This window comes from Aeromonas diversa CDC 2478-85, from assembly GCF_000819805.1.
Classification (GTDB): Bacteria; Pseudomonadota; Gammaproteobacteria; order Enterobacterales; family Aeromonadaceae; genus Aeromonas; species Aeromonas diversa.
Genome location: NZ_CDCE01000004.1, coordinates 35,799 through 51,765, shown reverse-complemented (window position 1 = coordinate 51,765; position 15,967 = coordinate 35,799). Strand labels below are relative to the sequence as shown.

17 protein-coding genes and 1 riboswitch are annotated in these 15,967 nt (G+C 61.7%); of the genes, 8 read left to right on the top strand and 9 right to left on the bottom strand.

The window, feature by feature from the left end; genetic code table 11:
* Positions 1 to 136: 136 nt before the first annotated feature.
* Genes mobA through BN1121_RS00405 form a run of 3 tightly spaced genes read left to right on the top strand, consistent with a single transcriptional unit; the run spans position 137 to position 3,200 of the window.
* Positions 137 to 721: a molybdenum cofactor guanylyltransferase MobA gene (gene mobA, locus BN1121_RS00415; RefSeq protein ID WP_005361754.1), complete on the top strand. Its 585-nt coding sequence runs from the start codon at positions 137 to 139 to the stop codon at positions 719 to 721.
* Complete coding sequence (locus tag BN1121_RS00410; RefSeq protein ID WP_005361755.1) at positions 708 to 2,444, top strand: bifunctional molybdopterin-guanine dinucleotide biosynthesis adaptor protein MobB/molybdopterin molybdotransferase MoeA; 1,737 nt, start codon at positions 708 to 710, stop codon at positions 2,442 to 2,444. The genes mobA and BN1121_RS00410 overlap by 14 nt, the downstream gene beginning before the upstream one ends.
* A 36-nt stretch (positions 2,445 to 2,480) precedes the next feature.
* Entirely contained in the window at positions 2,481 to 3,200 is a 720-nt protein-coding gene (locus tag BN1121_RS00405; protein WP_005361756.1) for a transporter substrate-binding domain-containing protein, read from the top strand.
* A gap of 43 nt (positions 3,201 to 3,243) precedes the next feature.
* On the opposite strand, the gene BN1121_RS00400 is transcribed toward BN1121_RS00405, so the two are convergent.
* The 3 genes from BN1121_RS00400 to BN1121_RS00390 form a co-directional block, all read right to left on the bottom strand.
* Entirely contained in the window at positions 3,244 to 3,963 is a 720-nt protein-coding gene (locus tag BN1121_RS00400; protein ID WP_005361757.1) for a MaoC family dehydratase, read from the bottom strand.
* A gap of 148 nt (positions 3,964 to 4,111) precedes the next feature.
* Positions 4,112 to 5,041, bottom strand: coding sequence for a 23S rRNA (adenine(1618)-N(6))-methyltransferase RlmF (gene rlmF / locus BN1121_RS00395; protein ID WP_005361760.1), 930 nt, complete (start codon positions 5,039 to 5,041; stop codon positions 4,112 to 4,114).
* Between the two features lie 139 nt (positions 5,042 to 5,180).
* Positions 5,181 to 5,666, bottom strand: a complete 486-nt coding sequence (locus tag BN1121_RS00390; RefSeq protein ID WP_043158211.1) for a C40 family peptidase — start codon at positions 5,664 to 5,666, stop codon at positions 5,181 to 5,183.
* 268 nt (positions 5,667 to 5,934) lie between these two features.
* On the opposite strand from BN1121_RS00390, the gene BN1121_RS00385 reads away from it, so the two are divergent.
* A complete protein-coding gene (locus BN1121_RS00385; RefSeq protein ID WP_043596941.1) occupies positions 5,935 to 6,639 on the top strand; it encodes a 4'-phosphopantetheinyl transferase family protein in 705 nt (234 codons plus the stop codon).
* Positions 6,640 to 6,652: 13 nt separating this feature from the next.
* Complete coding sequence (locus tag BN1121_RS00380) at positions 6,653 to 7,501, top strand: tetratricopeptide repeat protein (RefSeq protein ID WP_005363259.1); 849 nt, start codon at positions 6,653 to 6,655, stop codon at positions 7,499 to 7,501.
* 134 nt (positions 7,502 to 7,635) lie between these two features.
* Here the strand turns inward: BN1121_RS00380 and BN1121_RS00375 are convergent, their stop codons facing one another.
* Positions 7,636 to 7,875: an Lpp/OprI family alanine-zipper lipoprotein gene (locus BN1121_RS00375; protein WP_005363258.1), complete on the bottom strand. Its 240-nt coding sequence runs from the start codon at positions 7,873 to 7,875 to the stop codon at positions 7,636 to 7,638.
* Between the two features lie 230 nt (positions 7,876 to 8,105).
* Positions 8,106 to 8,750 carry a 3,4-dihydroxy-2-butanone-4-phosphate synthase gene (ribB, locus tag BN1121_RS00370; protein WP_005363257.1) on the bottom strand — a complete coding sequence of 215 codons (645 nt, stop codon included), beginning with the start codon at positions 8,748 to 8,750 and terminating at the stop codon, positions 8,106 to 8,108.
* A gap of 94 nt (positions 8,751 to 8,844) precedes the next feature.
* Positions 8,845 to 8,989: riboswitch (FMN riboswitch) on the bottom strand.
* A 165-nt stretch (positions 8,990 to 9,154) separates the two neighbouring features.
* On the opposite strand from ribB, the gene purU reads away from it, so the two are divergent.
* Positions 9,155 to 9,991 carry a formyltetrahydrofolate deformylase gene (gene purU, locus BN1121_RS00365; RefSeq protein WP_005363250.1) on the top strand — a complete coding sequence of 279 codons (837 nt, stop codon included), beginning with the start codon at positions 9,155 to 9,157 and terminating at the stop codon, positions 9,989 to 9,991.
* Positions 9,992 to 10,030: 39 nt separating this feature from the next.
* Here purU and BN1121_RS00360 read toward each other — a convergent pair whose 3' ends face one another.
* Positions 10,031 to 11,296 (bottom strand): DUF945 family protein, encoded by a 1,266-nt coding sequence (locus BN1121_RS00360; protein ID WP_005363249.1) that lies wholly within the window; start codon positions 11,294 to 11,296, stop codon positions 10,031 to 10,033.
* Between the two features lie 66 nt (positions 11,297 to 11,362).
* Complete coding sequence (gene cls, locus BN1121_RS00355) at positions 11,363 to 12,844, bottom strand: cardiolipin synthase (protein ID WP_043596935.1); 1,482 nt, start codon at positions 12,842 to 12,844, stop codon at positions 11,363 to 11,365.
* Positions 12,845 to 12,935: 91 nt separating this feature from the next.
* On the opposite strand from cls, the gene BN1121_RS00350 reads away from it, so the two are divergent.
* Entirely contained in the window at positions 12,936 to 13,499 is a 564-nt protein-coding gene (locus tag BN1121_RS00350) for a YceB family lipoprotein (RefSeq protein ID WP_005363248.1), read from the top strand.
* Positions 13,500 to 13,505: 6 nt separating this feature from the next.
* Here the strand turns inward: BN1121_RS00350 and BN1121_RS00345 are convergent, their stop codons facing one another.
* Positions 13,506 to 13,937: a GNAT family N-acetyltransferase gene (locus tag BN1121_RS00345; protein ID WP_005363244.1), complete on the bottom strand. Its 432-nt coding sequence runs from the start codon at positions 13,935 to 13,937 to the stop codon at positions 13,506 to 13,508.
* Between the two features lie 169 nt (positions 13,938 to 14,106).
* Between BN1121_RS00345 and BN1121_RS00340 the strand changes: the two genes are divergently transcribed.
* On the top strand, positions 14,107 to 14,865 hold the full coding sequence (locus tag BN1121_RS00340) for a DODA-type extradiol aromatic ring-opening family dioxygenase (protein ID WP_005363241.1): 759 nt from the start codon (positions 14,107 to 14,109) through the stop codon (positions 14,863 to 14,865).
* Here BN1121_RS00340 and BN1121_RS00335 read toward each other — a convergent pair.
* On the bottom strand, positions 14,862 to 15,614 hold the full coding sequence (locus BN1121_RS00335) for a gamma-glutamyl-gamma-aminobutyrate hydrolase family protein (RefSeq protein WP_231552977.1): 753 nt from the start codon (positions 15,612 to 15,614) through the stop codon (positions 14,862 to 14,864). The two genes, BN1121_RS00340 and BN1121_RS00335, sit on opposite strands and share 4 nt — an antisense overlap.
* Between the last annotated feature and the right edge of the window lie 353 nt (positions 15,615 to 15,967).

The window sequence follows — 15,967 nt, the reverse complement described above, 5'->3', positions numbered from 1 at the left end:
CACACCATTGCCCTGAGGACCGTTCTGACGCAAGATCTGGGCGACCGGGGCTAGGTAACATGCCCACGGGAGAGCGGGTTGCTATATCGCGCCCCGCATCACCTGCCCCCCTATCGCATGCCAACAAGAGATGCCCATGTCCAACGCGCCTGACTCCCTCTTCGCCGTCATCCTCGCCGGTGGCCGTGCCACCCGTATGGGGGGCAGCGACAAGGGATGGATCCCCCTTAGGGGCAAGCCCCTCATCTGCCACGTGCAAGAGCGCCTCGCCCCCCAGGTCGACCGCCTGCTCATCAATGCCAACCGCAATCTGGCCCGTTACCAGGCGCTCGCCCCTATCGTTCGCGATACCCTGGCCGACTACCCGGGTCCCCTGGCCGGCATACTGGCAGGACTGGACGCCGCCGAGAGCGACTGGGTGCTGTTCGTCCCCTGTGACACCCCCTTCCTCCCGCTGGATCTGGCGCAGCGCCTCTGCGCCGCCCGTACCCCTGAGTGCGAGGTGGTGGTGGCCCACGACGGCGAGTGGCTGCAGCCGGCGGTGGCCCTGATCAAGCGCAGCCTCAGGGCGTCGCTCGCCGACACCCTGGCCGCCGGGGAGCGCCGCGTCGATCGCTGGTACGCCCGTCACGCCATGGTGTTGGCCGATTTCTCCGACTGCCCGCACGCCTTTGACAACTTGAACAGCCCAGATGAGCTCGCCCGCCATGAAACCGACTGACCCGGATCTCCCCATCATCGGCTTCGCCGCCTGGAGCGGCACCGGCAAGACCACGCTGCTCGAAAAGCTGATCCCCGAGCTCACCAAGAGGGGGCTGCGTCTGGCCGTGCTCAAACACGCCCATCACGACTTCGATCTGGATCAACCGGGCAAGGATAGCTGGCGCCTGCGTCAGGCCGGGGCCAACCAGGTGCTGATCGCCTCGGCCCGGCGCCACGCCCACCTGACCGAGACCCCGCAGGGTGAGCCCTCCCTGGCCAAGCTGGATCGGCGCGCCCTCGATCTCATCCTGGTCGAGGGGTTCAAGCACGATCCCATCCCCAAGATAGCCCTGCATCGCGCCGCTCTGGGCAAGCCACTGCCCGAGGTTCGCCCCGAGGAGCTTCTGGCCGTCGCCTCGGACGTCCCCCTCGACCTCACTGTGCCGCAACTGCCGTTCAATGAGATCGGCATCGCCGACTTTATCGAGGCCCGCCTGGCCGCCTCGTCCCCGGATGACGGCGCCCCCCAGAGCGCCGCCCCCCTGTCGGTCGAGCAGGCTCGCGGGCGCATTCTTAAGGCCCTCATCCCTCATCCCCACCACCAGACGCTGCCCCTGGCCCACTGTCTGGGCCGGGTGCTGGCAGGGGACCTGACAAGCCCGGTAAACGTACCGCCCCACGCCAACTCGGCCATGGATGGTTACGGCCTGTGCGGCGCGGATCTCGCCTGCGGCCAGTGGCAGCTGGTGGGTGAGGTGCTGGCCGGTCACCCGAGCCCACGCCGGGTGGCACCGGGCGAGGCGGTACGGATCATGACGGGGGCGCTCCTGCCGGCCGGGGTCGATACCGTGGTGATGCGCGAGCAGGCCGTTGAGGAGGCAGGCGTGGTGCGCTTCGGCGCGCCCATCACGCGGGGCCAGAACGTGCGTCAGGCGGGGGAAGATCTCGCCGCCGGCACCGTCGCCATTCCTCACACCACCCGCCTCAGGGCCCCAGAGCTGGGGCTGGCCGCCTCTTTGGGGTACCGGGAGTTGACGGTACTGACGCCCCTCAAGGTGGCGCTCTTTAGCACGGGGGACGAGGTGCAGGCCCCCGGAGAGCCTCTGCGCCCGGGCGCCATCTACGACAGCAACCGCGTCACCTTGCGCGCCCTCATCGAGCGCGCCGGTGGCGAGGTGGTGGATCTGGGGATCTTGCCCGACCAGCAGGCCGCGATAGAGAGCGCCTTGAGTCTGGCCGCGGCCGAATGCGATCTGGTGCTGAGCTCGGGTGGAGTATCGGTGGGCAATGCGGACTTTATCCGCAACGCCCTGGCGGCGCTGGGAACCGTGGACTTCTGGCATATCCAGATGCGCCCGGGGCGCCCCCTCGCCTTTGGCAAGCTGGCAGGGACGCCCTTCTTCGGCCTGCCGGGCAATCCGGTGGCGGCAGTGGTCTGCTTCCTGCAATTCGTGCTGCCGGCCCTGCATGCCCTGCAAGGCCGCAGCTGGCAACCGTGGCGCCTCAAGGCTCGCGCCCTGGAGCCGATACAGAGCCGCCCGGGGCGCAGCGAGTTCTTGCGTGGCATCGCCGAGCAGGATGCCAACGGTCAGCTGGTGGTGCGCACCACAGGGCCTCAAGGCTCGGGGATCTTGAGCTCCCTCGCGCGCGCCAACTGCCTCATCGAGATCCTGCCCTCCCAGGGCGCGATTTACCCGGGCGAGGCGGTCTGGATCCACCCCCTGCAGGGGCTGCTCGGTTAAGCGACAAGGTCCCTTCGTCGGGGGCCCGGAGGAGAGATGATAAGAGGCATCGTCGGCGTCGTTATCGCCTTGCTGGCCCACTGCGTGTCAGCCGAAACACTGAAGGTTGGGGTCAGCTTCGCCATCCCTCCCTACGTGATCCGTGAAGATAGCGGCGGCATCGAGCTCAACCTGCTGCGGGAGGCGCTGGCCGAGACCCCCTACCGCCTCTCGTTTCACTACCTGCCCCTGCGCCAGACTTTCGAGCTGATGGAGCAAGGCAAGCTCGACGCCATCATCAATGTCAAACCGGGCATGCTGAAGCGGGGATACTTGTCGGCCCCCGTCATCACCTTCTATAACCGCGTCTTCACCCTGGCCCCCCGCAGGATCAAGCGGCTCGACGAGCTGGCGGGCCTGCATCTGGTCGCCTTCCCCAAGGCTCGCGAGATCCTGGGGGCCGATTTCGACCATGCGGCCGCCTTGGGCCACTCCTATCAGGAGCAGTCACGCCAGGCACAGCAGGTGCGCCAGCTGTTCGAGGGGCGGGCCCAGGCCATAGTGCTGGAGAGGCGCATCTTCGAGTACTACCGGGCTCACTTCGCCAGGAAGTCGCCGGCCCTCTATGACAGAGGCAGAGCCATCGAGAATCCGCTCTTTGCCCCCACCGTCTATCACTTCGCCTTCGGCGATCCCAAGGTGCGCGACCGCTTCGATGCGGGGCTGCGCCACCTTCGCACCAGCGGCCGCTATCAGACTCTGTTGAGCGGCCACTAACGACGACAGGGCCCGCAGGCCCTGTCCATATGATGCAGCGGCATCAGAAGTAGAGACGAGTGAGCGACTCGATGACGCAACCGGGGCGACGCACCCCTTCGATCTCTACCTTGATCTCCTTGAGGAGCTCGATCCCGCCCTTGATCGGGGTCACTCTGGCCAGCTTGGTGCGAGCTCGAACGCGACTATCCACCTTGATGGGATAGGGGAAGCGCACCGAGTCGAGACCAAAGTTCACCACCATGCGGGCGGTGGGAAACTCGGGGTTGCTCTCGTCCACCGAGCCGGTCAGCTGCGGGAGCAAGGCCAAGGTCAGGAAACCGTGGGCTATGGTGGTCTTGAAGGGAGACTCGGCGGCGGCACGCTCCGGATTGGTGTGGATCCACTGATGATCTCCCGTGACCCGGGCAAAGCCGTCGATCATGGCCTGATCCACCAGTAACCACTCACCCACGTGGGTCTCTTCACCCACCCGGCCGAGCAGCTGCTCATAGACGGCGGCCGCCTCCCCTTCCAGGGCAATCGTGCTCACTTCGGGCGATCCGTTGACCACCTGGGCCTCGGCAACGTGCTGGGCCGTCTGTGCCTGCGGTTGGGCGGCATCGCCCCACTCGATCACCCGGCCAAACAGGGGATGGTGCTGGGCTTTTTGCTGAAACTCGTGCCAATAATCGCGTATGGCGGGAGAGAGCCAATCCTTGAGCTCGAATGGATGTTGCGCCAGGATCTCCTTCTTGCGCTTCAGAAAATCGACAACCTTCATCAACCTTTCCTTTCAGTCAGGGTGTGCCTTGGACAGGTCAAACCAGTGACTATTTTAAGAAAGTCGCAGGTGAAATTGCAAAAAAATCTCGGCGTACAGCTGTACCAAAGGGCGAAGTGGACACTCACATCCCCCCTGGAGGCTGGGCTCATGACCCCATTTTGGGGAAGCGCCAGGCCAGGATCCGGGTCACCTTGTTGCCCTGCTCCATGGGGATCACTCGCACCTCGCCGGCGTTGACCGCAGCCAGTGCCTTACGAGCCGGGGCCAGGTTATCCCCCTTGGAAACCAGGGTGGTAAACCAGCCACACTGGGTCGCAAACGCGGCACTCTCGGCAATCATGCGGCGCAGGAAAGCCAGCTCCCCACCATCGCACCAGAGCTCGTTGTGCTGGCCGCCGAAGTTTAGCCGCGGCCCCTTGCCGCCCTGCGGCTGGCGATCCCCACGGGAGCGGGCCAGATTACGCAGCTTGCGCTCGCTACCGCTGCTGGCCTCTTTGGCCGAGGCATGAAACGGAGGATTGCAGAGGGTTGCCGCGAAGTCGTCGTCCGGCTTTATCAAGCCTTGGAAGATGTGGCGCCGATCAGGCTGTAGACGGCACTCTATCTGCCGCTGCAGGGCGTTGCTCTGCACGATAAGGCTCGCGCTCTTGAGAGAGGCTGACTCCACATCCGAGCCGACGAAGCTCCACCCGTACTCCTGATGCCCGAGCAAGGGGTAGATACAGTTGGCACCGGTGCCGATGTCGAGCAGGCGCACCTCTTTACCACGAGGCACCGTCTTGCCGTCCGCCAACAGATCCGCCAGATGGTGCAGGTAGTCGACCCGACCCGGTATCGGCGGACAGAGGTAACCGGCCGGAATGTCCCAAAATCGCAGACGATACATGGCGAGCAAGATGGCGGCATTGAGGGCCTTGACCGCAAGGGGATCGGCAAAATCGATGGTGAGTCGCCCATGAGGGCCGGGTCTGACGAAGGGAGCCAGAGGCGGGTGCGCCTGGGTCAGTGCCTTGAAGTCATAGCCATTGCGATGGCGGTTGCGGGGGTGAAGACCATTGCGGGGTGGGGTCGACATGAGAAGGCTCGCCTGAAAAAACCGGCGCTCACTATAGTGGCGGTCTGCACAAATGCCAAGGGCCCCCGAAGGGGCCCTGACTGTCTATCTGGAGAAACGGTCCAGGCTGCTTGAGCCGTTTTTCCAGAGGGACGAGCCATCAGATCTCGATGCGTCTTGCCTGCCAGAACTTGGCCCGCCAGTAGCGGTCATCCAGCTTGGAGCGGGTCACGCCCTTGCGGGTCGAGGCATGAATGAACTCACCGTTCCCCACATAGATGCCGACGTGGTTGAGGCGGGAGTTGATCTTGAAGAAGACCAGATCCCCTTCCACCAGCTCGTTGCGTGCAACCCGGGTCCCTTCGTGCACCTGAGAGCGGGTGGAGCGAGGCAACTCGATGCCGAGGGCATCGCGAAACACCTCACGGGCAAAGGCGGAGCAGTCAACGCCGCGCTGGGTGGTGCCGCCCATCCGGTAAGGAACGCCACGCCACTCCTTATAAACCATCATGATGTCGTCGAGGCTGGGGGCACTGCTCTCGGGCTCGATGACCGGCTCGACCATGGAGACTTCGATCTTGCTCGCCAGATCAGGATCGGGCGTCGAAGAGCAGCCCGCCATGCCCAGCGCAACCAACAGTAGCATCAGATAACGCAATCCCTTATCTCCTAAATGTAATCAATAGGTTACAATCAGGTTCCCAGAACCTTTAAAGACAATAGGTTTCGACTATAAAGAAGAAACGGGTCAGATCAAGAAATAAAACCCATCGACATCACATTTTTTTGCAAAAAATCCTTATTTTTCATGTCAAATGTGATCGTGGCCAAACAATAGACAATTCTCGGCAAGGCTATCTTGCCGATAGCAAATGTGGTTTTATTGGCGCTTCAAACCCTTTTTGGAGTGAAAAATGGCGCATCGGGTCGACCTCTTCCTGCTCTCCCTCACCCAGGTGCAGACGCCGATTTCACCCGAGCTGCTGGCGCTGCTCTCACCCGACGAACGCCAGCATGCGACCACGCTTTCCTCTCCCCACAGGGCCAGGCAGTGGCTCCTCAGTCGAGCCCTGCTGCGCCGTGAGCTGGGCCATCGCCTGCCGGATCAGGCACTGCACTTTGGGGCTACAGAGCAGGGTAAACCCCGGCTGCTCGACGGGGAGTACCACTTCAACCTCTCTCACAGTGGCGACTGGTTGGTGCTGGCACTGTGCCGGAGCGCGCCGGTCGGCGTCGATCTGGAGCTGGGTGGACGGACGAGGGATCTGCTGAAACTGGCCCGACGCTTCTTCGCCGCCGACGAGAGCCGCTGGCTCGAGACCTTGCCCAGCGAGGCGCTGGCAGATGGCTTCTACCGGCTCTGGGCGCGCAAGGAGGCGCTTCTCAAGGCACACGGGGGTGGGCTGGCAGCCGGTCTCGACAAGATCATCTTCCATCCGGCGCAGCACTGGCGACTGGAAAATCGTCTCGACCAGCACTCTTATGAGGTGAGTGACACCCCCTTTGAGAAGGGGTGGCTCGCCGTCGCGACCCCAAACGCCCATCAGCTTGTCTGGCACTGGCTCGACGAGAGGCTTGAAATCTGCCCCGAGCCCCCCCATCTAGGCATTAATCCGTAGCGAGAGCCTCCGTATGATCGTCGACATTACTCCCCAGAATTTTCACGCCGCCCTGCTCGATGCCTCCATGCAAAAGCCGGTGGTGATTTATTTCCATGCCCCCCAGATGCCCGAATGCCAGGCGATGACCCCGGTGGTTGAGGCCCTGGTCGGCCAGGACAACCCGGCCGTCACCCTGGCCAAGGTCGATATGAATGACCCCCAGCTGCAGTCTCTGGCTACCCAGCTGGCCCTGCGCGCCCTTCCGGCGCTGGTGAAGTTTCATCAGGGTCGCCCGGACGAAGAGGGTTTTCTGGAAGGTCCTCAGGACGAGGCCGCACTGCGTCACTACTTTGCCGCCTTCGCGCCCCGCGAAGAGGAGACTCTGCTGGGTCAGGGCCGTGAGCTGCTGGCTCAAGGCGCCGCCGGCGATGCCCTCCCCCTGCTGACCCGCGCCCATCAACTGGCGCCGGAGCGACATGACATCGCCCTCTGGCTCATTCAGGCGGAGCTGGATCTCAACCAGCTGGATCAGGCGCAGCAGCGCCTCGCGACTATCCCCATGGTGGCGCAGGATGATCACTACCAGCAGCTCTGCTCGCGTCTGGATCTGGCGCGTCAGGCCTCAGACAGCCCCGAGCTTCGCGCCCTCGAAGAGCAACATGCCGCTCGCCCCGACGATTTCGCCATCAGCCAGGAGCTGGCCGTGCTGTACCATGCCGCAGGCCGACAGGAAGAAGCACTGGAGCTGCTGATGACCATACTTCGCAAGGATCTGGGATTTGGCGAGGCGAGGAAGATCTACCTCGACATTCTCAATACCATGGGGACCACGCCGGTCGCATCGGTCTGGCGGCGCAAGCTCTATAGCCTGCTCTACTGAGATGAGAAGCCGGTCGCTCGACCGGCTTTTTTGATTCCGGTAAGCATAAAGAGGGAAGAAAGGAGAGAGTGGTCAGACCACCTGATTGGAGGCGAAAAAAATGGCGCAGTTGCCTGCGCCACTTTTTACATGAATTACTTCTTGTAGGAAGTAGCCATGTTGTCCAGGCGCTGGTTAGCACGAGCAGCTTCAGCCTTGGCATCAGCTACGTCGGCAGCGATCTTGGACTGGTCAGCACGAACGGCGCTAACATCTTGAGCCAGTTGATCAACCTTGTTAGACAGGTTCTGAACAGAGGTTTCCAGCTCGGTGTTAGCACAACCGCCCAGCAGAGCAGACAGACCTACAACACCTACCAACAGCATTTTTTTCATTTTTAGCTCCCTTTAACTCGCCAGACGTTTAGCAAGCGGCGTAATTATGGCACAAATAAAAAGAAGTTTGCATAGGGCTTTTCAAGGATAAATGCATTAATTCACTCATTTTTTTTCGATCGCCCAAAAAAGCATCAGGCGAAACAAAAATTGGTGAAATTCCCATCAAAGCCGAGACAGAGCGTAACCAATTGCAAATGAAATGACAAACCTCATCTGCCATTGAGCCCCTATCTCAACAGCGCCAGACGATACTGCACCAGATCCTCTATGGTCAATACCGGCATGCCCTGTTTCAAACCGAAGGCGACCAGATCCGGCAAACGGGCCATGGAGCCATCCTCCTTGGTCAGCTCACACAAGACACCAAACGGCTTGAGACCCGCGAGCGTCATCAGATCCACGGTTGCCTCGGTGTGGCCACGGCGGGTCAGTACGCCACCCTCACGGGCGCGCAGTGGGAAGACGTGACCGGGACGGTTGAGATCGGACGGACGGGCATCGTCGGCGATGGCGGCGCGAATGGTGGTGATGCGATCGGCCGCCGAGACGCCTGTGGTGACCCCCTCGGCCGCCTCTATGGTGACGGTGAAGGCGGTCTGATACTGGCTCGAGTTGGCCTCAACCATCATGGGCAACTCGAGGCGGCGCACCCGCTCCTCGGTCAGGCAGAGGCAGACGATGCCGGAACACTCGCGGATCATCATGGCCATCTGTTCGTGGGTCATGGACTCGGCGGCGAAGATGAGATCCCCTTCATTTTCACGGTCTTCATCGTCGGCAACCAAGACGCCACGACCCTGACGCAGGGCCTCGAGGGCCGCCTCGACACGCTCGAGAGGGGATCCGAAGGGGGAAAGCAGAGACTGATTCATGGTAATACTCCGTTAATTAACACATACCAGAATCAGGGCACAGAAAGGCAGACAGAAGCACAGAGGCGCAGACACTATGTCCGCACACCCGCGCCCTTATCCTCTTTCATCCGGACTATCACCGTCGGCTCCGGCCTCTCACCGGATCTGCTGACCCCGACCTGAGTCGGGCGCTCGCGGGCTCCCTGCCGAGGCAGGATACCGCCGGTGGGGAATTGCACCCCGCCCTGAGAATAAGCAGCGACAGGGTAGTGAAAACCTTTGCTCGAGACTAGGGTGCACCGGAAAAAAGTTCTTCTCTGTGGAAGCGGTCACGCAGTCGTGGCGCCTGCGCCTACTCTCATGGCATAGTGCGACAAAAACGGCGCGCGACGCCCATCACAATGGACACGATGACAGAGAAAATGGAAAAGAAAATATTGCTGACCGACTGCCCCGACGCCAAGGGGCTGATCGCCAAGATCACCAACATCTGCTACAAGCACCAGCTCAACATCATCAAGAACGATGAGTTCGTGGATCATGAGCAGGGACGTTTCTTCATGCGTACCGAGCTGGAGGGACGTTTCAACGACGAAACCCTGCTGGCCGACCTCGATGATGCCTTGCCTCAGGGCGCCTCACGCCGTCTGGTCAAGGCGGGGGCCAAGCGGGTGGTGATCCTGGTCACTAAAGAGGCGCACTGTCTCGGCGACATATTAATGAAGAGCTATGCCGGTGCCCTCGATATCGAGATCGCCGCCGTCATAGGTAACTACGATGCCCTGGCCGAGCTGTGCGGCAAGTTCGATATCCCGTTTCATACCGTCTCCCACGAGGGGCTCGAGCGCGGCGAACACGAGCAGCAGGTGCGCCAGATCATCGACGGCTATACCCCCGATTACGTGGTGCTGGCCAAGTATATGCGGGTACTGACCCCTGAGTTTGTGGCGGCTTATCCACGCAAGATCATCAACATCCATCACTCCTTCCTGCCCGCCTTTATCGGGGCTCGCCCCTATCTGCAAGCCTTCAACCGCGGCGTCAAGATCATCGGCGCCACCGCCCACTTCGTCACCGACGACCTGGACGAAGGCCCTATCATCGAGCAGGACGTGATCCACGTGGACCATGCCTTCGATGCCGAGGCCATGGCCAAGGCCGGCCGCGATGTGGAGAAATCCGTGCTCTCGCGCGCCCTCGAGCTGGTGCTGTGTGAGCGCGTGTTCGTTCACGGCAACAAGACGGTGGTGTTCAAGTAGTCACAAAAAAGGCGCCCGAGGGCGCCTTTTTGATGAGGGCTACATGAGCGGCAGGCTATTGATGGTCACCTTGCCCTGTGCCAGATTGATGTCGGCCTTGAGGCTATCGCCATCGCGCTTGAAGTAGCCCATCTCGGTCAGACTCTGAAGCGCCGGCGCCGCCTGAGGGAGCGCCTCACCCAGCTTGCCCGAGACGGTGGCGTCGAACTGGCCTGTGAGGGCACGCCATCCATCCACCCCGTTGGTCAGCTGTGCCAGGGTCGTGGAGGAGAGCACCAGATTACCCTTGACGGCTACCGGCTCCCCATTGATGCGGGCCGACAGGCGATCCAGCTCCAGCGTCATCCCCCTGCCGAGCAGTTTGTTGAGGGCCAGCTCCAGCTTGGCCGGATCCAGCTCGCCACCATTGGCCTGCGCCAAGTCACGATATCCCTCCAGATCCATCCCCTTGAGATGCAGGGCGAGCGCCCCCTCGCTCAGGGCAACCTTCTCCCCTTCCAGCTCCAGATTGAGGCGCTCAAAACCGGTCTCATACTGGCTGCCCAGGGTATCGGCCGTGTCCCCTTCCAGCCGCGAGTGGGAGCTCATCCCCTGCAGCGTCATGGTGAAGGCCTCACCGGCTTTAACCGAGAGACTGGCCAGCTTGCCCTCGCTGGCGGGTACCATCCAGATGCCGGCAACCCGGTCGAGATCCGCACTGCCGCTGGCCCCTGCCAGCGTCAGCTCGAGGGACTCGTCGCTCTCGCGATACTGCATCCCCTGCCAATCGAAGGTGACTCGGCCGCTGCCGGTCAGATCGCCGCTGTAATCGAGGGTCAGCGGATGCAGCGCTATGGTGCTGCCCTGCTCGTCGAGCTTGATCTCGGGCAGCATGAGGCGGGAGGCATTGCGCCCATTCCAGTAGCTAATGCGGCTATCCAGGGTGGGTTCCCACCCCTGCAACCCCAGCTCAGTCAGCAGTGCGGCCATATCACCACGCTGCTTGTCGAGTGTCACCAGGGTGCGCCCGTAGAGGGGGAAGATGGTCGTCCGGCTATGAAGGTAGATGTCGACGGGTTTGTCGAGACTGGCATCCGCGCCAAGGCGCTGCAGCACCTCGGTCGTGAGGGTTACCTTGACGTCCCCGTCGCGCCGAAACAGCCCGGACTCACCGGGCAGCCACTCCAACTGCAGGCCACTCTCCTGCTGGAGCTTGGCAAACTGCACGGGGATCTGCTCATCGATGCTCTTGCCCGTATACCAGCAACTGCCTGCCGCGCCGGCCAGCAGGAGTACGACGACTCCACCCGTCACCCTCTTTTTCATTCTTTTCATCCCGTTAGTCAGATAACAGCAGGCACTCTACGAAGCGGCGGGCACAATGACAAGCTCTCAGAGCAGGGGACTGAAGAGATAGCAGAGATTCTCCATCATGCGCCGGTGCCAGCGACGTTGGCGCCACTGGACCAGCGTCATGGGGCTGGCCTTCTCCATGTACCCTTCCACCAGCTGACGCAGTTGCCCGACAAACGCCGGATTATCCACCAGCAGGGTCATCTCGAAGTTGAGCCAGAGGCTGCGCCGATCCAGGTTGACCGTACCCACCAGCGCAAAGTCCCCGTCCACCAGCACACTCTTGGTGTGCAGCAGCCCCGCATCGTAGCGGTAGATCTCCACCCCCGATTCGAGCAGCTCCTCAAGAAAGGCGTTGCCCGCATGGTGGGCGAGGCGTGAGTCGTTGCGATGGGGCAGGATAAGCTGCACCTGCACCCCGCGATCGGCCGCCGAGCGCAAGGCGGCGGCCAGGGAGTCATCGGGTACGAAGTAGGGGGTGGTCAGGATCAGGCGCTCTCTGGCCTGATACACAGAGAGCAGCAGGATCTGCTGGATGCAGTCCCCCCCCTCAAACGGGCCTGAAGGGATGAGCTGGGTGCGAACGTTGATAAGCGGCCAGGCTTCGGGCTGATGCTGCAGGCTGTCGAGCAGACGCTCGCCGGTCTCCATCTCCCAATCCCACACGAACAGCGACCACATGAGGGGCACCATGGGCCCCTCGACCCTGAGCATGATGTCGACCCACTGACCGACACCGGCATCTTGCTTGAAGAAGCGCGGATCGACCATGTTCATGGAGCCGGTGTAGCCCACCTTGTCGTCGATCACCACCAGCTTGCGGTGCATGCGCAGATCCTGGCGCTGGAAGGGTATGCGCCAGGCGCCGACCGGCAGCACCTCGACCAGGCGCACCCCGGCCTCGTGCAGACGCCTGGGCCAGGAAGAGCGGAAAAAGGCCTTGCTCCCCACCGAATCGAGCAGGACGCGACAATCCACGCCGCGCTGCGACGCCTCGAGCAGCGCCTCCCCCACCTCATCGGCCCAGCCGCCCGGGTTCCAGATGTAGAACTCGAGATAGCAAGATTGCGTGGCACGGCGGATATCGCGCGCAATCTCGCCGAGAATGCGCTCCGGATGATCGAGCAGGGTCATGCGATTGCCCGAGAGCATCGGCATGCCGAGGCGCCCCTGCACCAGATCGTGCAGGGGGGCGGCCTTCTCGCCCACCGGGCAGCGATACTGGGGAAAGCGGCTGGCCAGCTGACGGATCCAGACAGCATAAGGGGTGTACATGGTCTTGGCCCGCTCACCGCGACGGCGACCGAGGCGGATTTCGCCAAACAGTATGTAGAAACCGACGCCGGCAAAGGGGATGGCATAGATGAGGGAGAGCCAGGCCAGAGAGACCCCGATGGGTCGCCTCTTCTGGATCACGCGTAGGGAAATCCCCGCCACTATGACCGTATGAAACAGCAACAACAACAGGCCGAGAAAATGGGTGACGAGATCGTGCAGCTCTTTTTCAAAACCGTTGAACAACGCCGCTCCTTAGATGGGCCGGGATGAGGGCAGAGGGCATGCAATCCCTGCTGTGGTATGCTTGGTGCCCCCATACTATCAGGTTATCCATATGGTTCTCCAATCTCTGCTACTGAGCCTGGCGCTCTTGACTCCGGGACAGAGCGAAATCAGCGAACAACAGCTGACCAGCCTGCTCAACCAGAAGGGACAGATAGAGCGACAAGTCCAGATGCAGGGGCTCTTCGACGCCCGTCTGCGCCTGACCGAGGGGACGGTCCAACTCGGTCGCGATCAGCCTGGCTTGGCCAGGGTCACCGGTCGGGGCACCGCCACCATCGCCATGGGCAACAAGCCCCCGGTCGATGCACGACTCTCTGTCACCCTGGATGGCAAGCCCCGCTATGAGGCGCAAAGCCATGCCCTCTATCTGGATGATGCCAGGATCGTCGACTATAAGATGGAGCCCAAGGAGGCCCAGATGCAGTACGGCATGATGGTCAATCTACTGCTGCAAAACCTGCAACAACGAATGCAGGGGCAACCCGTTTACCGCCTCGATGGCAAGGATGCACATAGCCGTTGGTGGCGCGATAACCTGACGGGCATTGAGGTGTTGCCCGGCAAGTTAAAGCTCAATCTCAAGGGGACGGCCGCAGGTAGCGGAAGGGGATAGTGGGCGTCAGGCGGTGCAACGATGGCGGATTAAGGGCTCGACATGATAACCGAGCTCGACCTGCCCGCTGACCCGGGAGCGCATGGGCTCGGGGAGCTGCGGCAGGTCGCAACGAAGAAAACCGACTCGCAGGTAAAACTCCCGCTCGAAGGGGAGCACCTGGCAGAGCACGGGACGATCCCCCAAGGCTTCGCAGGCATATTCGAGCAAGAGGGAGCCGATTCCCCTGTGTTGGTAATGAGGGAGCAGTTGTAAACCACATAGGTGGTAGTAGCCTTCCTCTGCGCGCATGCGCAGCACCCCCACCAACCAGTGGGAATCTTTCGCAATGAAGATCCGCTCCGACAGATCGGGATCGTAGCGTGAGAAAACCCGCTCATAGAAATCGCGGATGAGGGTCAGATCTGGATCGAAGAATTCAGAAAAGTTCAAAGTCATCCTGATGGATGAGGCCTTCCTGGCCCACTCCCGAAACGGTGAATAGTTATGAGCACAGATTAACCCGCAATCGACGCTCTGTCAGCCCATCAATAAGAATCCTCTCACTTCTGTCTCTCTCTTTTCGGGCGTATGCTCGGGAAAGTGTCAAGCGAAGAGGTCCAGTATCATGTCGCATCTTGCCCCCGTCTGGTTTATCTCTCACGGCTCACCGGATCTGGTGCTACGCCGCCCGTCGGCCTGTGCCTTTCTCGAGGGAATGCATCTGGAGGGGATCCGCGCCCTGATCGTGCTCTCGGCACACTGGTATAGCCGGGAGCCACAGATAGGCATCTCGTCCGGCCAAGCGTTGATGTATGACTTCTACGGCTTTCCCGAGCCCCTCTACCAGATCCGCTGGCCCGGACACAGCTCCCGGGAGCTAGTCGAACGTGTCTGCGCACAGTTAGGCGAGGGGGTCGAGACCCTGATCCGCCCCTTCGACCATGGGGTCTGGTCTCCCCTCTCCCTCATGGATCCTGAAGGCACCATCCCCCTGCTGCAACTCTCCCTGCCCGAGGGGTGGTCGCCGGCAGCGCTGTGGGCATTTGGCGAGCGACTCGCTCAGCTGCGTGGTGAGGGAATTGGGATCCTGGCATCCGGCTCCCTGACTCACAATCTGAGCGCCCTGAAGTGGCGTGGGGGCGAGCCGGATCCCTGGGCCAGTCACTTCATCGACTGGCTGGAAGAGAAGATGCAAAGCGGGGATCACAGTGCCCTGCAAGACTACCGAACCCTGGCCCCCCATGCGGCCATGGCGCATCCCGTGGATGATCACCTAAGGCCACTCTTTATCGCCCTGGGGGCCGCTGGCGGCGGCGCACCGACCCGGCTACACGCCAGCTGGGATCTGGGCAACCTCTACATGGGGAGCTACCGCTGGGACTAACCCACCAGGGCCTCAAGCCTGGGCTTGCTCTGCTGAGTGCGGCCACGGCAAGCCTCTCCGAAGGCCTTGAAGAGACGGATCGAATGGGGATTCTCGGCCGCCTTCCACTCGGGATGCCATTGCACCCCCAACACGAAGGGGGTGCCCTTCATCCCAATCGCCTCAATCAGACCATCTTCGGCATGGGCCAGCGGTACCAAGCCCTCCCCCAGGCGACAGATCCCCTGACCGTGCAGTGAGTTCACCATGATAGTGTCGCTGCCAAGCACCTGACGCAGCCACTCCCCCTCGACCAGGTTGATGGCATGACTCGCACCGTACTGCTCGTCCACCGAGGCGGCGCTGTCCTCCCGATGATCCTCATACTGAGGCTCGCTGTAGACCTTCTGATAGAGATCGCCTCCCAGGGCCACGTTCAGCTCCTGCATGCCGCGGCAGATCCCGAAGATGGGCAGGCCACGCGCCAGGGCGCCGTGAATGAGGGCTATGTCGACCCTGTCCCTCTCCTGATCCTGCTGCTTCTCCGGGGTGAGATTCTCCTGGCCATAGAGCCGGGGATCTATGTTGGAGCCGGCACCGGTCAGATAGAGGCCGTCGGCCATATCCAGATAGTGATCGAGATCGGCTACCCCGCAGCAGGTAGGCACCAGCAGCGGCACGCAGCCCGCCTGCTCCACCAAAGGCAGTATGTATTTGTGCGTCATCACCTGATAGTCGTGACCGGCGCGGGCCTGGTTACCCATGGTCATCAATACGGTCGGCTTGCGCTTGCCTTGTCCCTGGGGTCTGGCATGGGCGAGCTGACCATGTGAAGCGAGGGGGAGAGTGTTTGGCATAAATCACCTGCATTTCCCTGTCACTGGCCTGGTTCGCGCCACCCCGGGCACTCCCGCTCGGGCAACCATGTGACAGATGGCTGGGCGGTGGCGCGACGCGATCCGACGAGATCGCGCTTACCCACAGTCTGCCCTCGCCGTTTAATATATCAACCCCTTTTTGATACATTTCTTTAACATCGTGATGAAAAGACCCGATGGGAGAGCAATTTTAGGGGGCGACAGACCCATGGATGACAGAAACAGAGGCTCATGTGATTAAAATG

Coding starts and splice junctions, on each gene's coding strand:
- BN1121_RS00390 (WP_043158211.1), bottom strand. CDS start 5,666: ATGCTACTGTTGGTTGCGCTGGGCATGGCGGGCTGCTCTTCGACGCCC.
- BN1121_RS00410 (WP_005361755.1), top strand. CDS start 708: ATGAAACCGACTGACCCGGATCTCCCCATCATCGGCTTCGCCGCCTGG.
- BN1121_RS00345 (WP_005363244.1), bottom strand. CDS start 13,937: ATGACTTTGAACTTTTCTGAATTCTTCGATCCAGATCTGACCCTCATC.
- BN1121_RS00350 (WP_005363248.1), top strand. CDS start 12,936: ATGGTTCTCCAATCTCTGCTACTGAGCCTGGCGCTCTTGACTCCGGGA.
- BN1121_RS00385 (WP_043596941.1), top strand. CDS start 5,935: ATGGCGCATCGGGTCGACCTCTTCCTGCTCTCCCTCACCCAGGTGCAG.
- BN1121_RS00380 (WP_005363259.1), top strand. CDS start 6,653: ATGATCGTCGACATTACTCCCCAGAATTTTCACGCCGCCCTGCTCGAT.
- mobA (WP_005361754.1), top strand. CDS start 137: ATGTCCAACGCGCCTGACTCCCTCTTCGCCGTCATCCTCGCCGGTGGC.
- BN1121_RS00375 (WP_005363258.1), bottom strand. CDS start 7,875: ATGAAAAAAATGCTGTTGGTAGGTGTTGTAGGTCTGTCTGCTCTGCTG.
- rlmF (WP_005361760.1), bottom strand. CDS start 5,041: ATGTCGACCCCACCCCGCAATGGTCTTCACCCCCGCAACCGCCATCGC.
- ribB (WP_005363257.1), bottom strand. CDS start 8,750: ATGAATCAGTCTCTGCTTTCCCCCTTCGGATCCCCTCTCGAGCGTGTC.
- BN1121_RS00335 (WP_231552977.1), bottom strand. CDS start 15,614: ATGACCATGGGTAACCAGGCCCGCGCCGGTCACGACTATCAGGTGATG.
- BN1121_RS00340 (WP_005363241.1), top strand. CDS start 14,107: ATGTCGCATCTTGCCCCCGTCTGGTTTATCTCTCACGGCTCACCGGAT.
- BN1121_RS00360 (WP_005363249.1), bottom strand. CDS start 11,296: ATGAAAAAGAGGGTGACGGGTGGAGTCGTCGTACTCCTGCTGGCCGGC.
- purU (WP_005363250.1), top strand. CDS start 9,155: ATGGAAAAGAAAATATTGCTGACCGACTGCCCCGACGCCAAGGGGCTG.
- BN1121_RS00400 (WP_005361757.1), bottom strand. CDS start 3,963: ATGAAGGTTGTCGATTTTCTGAAGCGCAAGAAGGAGATCCTGGCGCAA.
- BN1121_RS00405 (WP_005361756.1), top strand. CDS start 2,481: ATGATAAGAGGCATCGTCGGCGTCGTTATCGCCTTGCTGGCCCACTGC.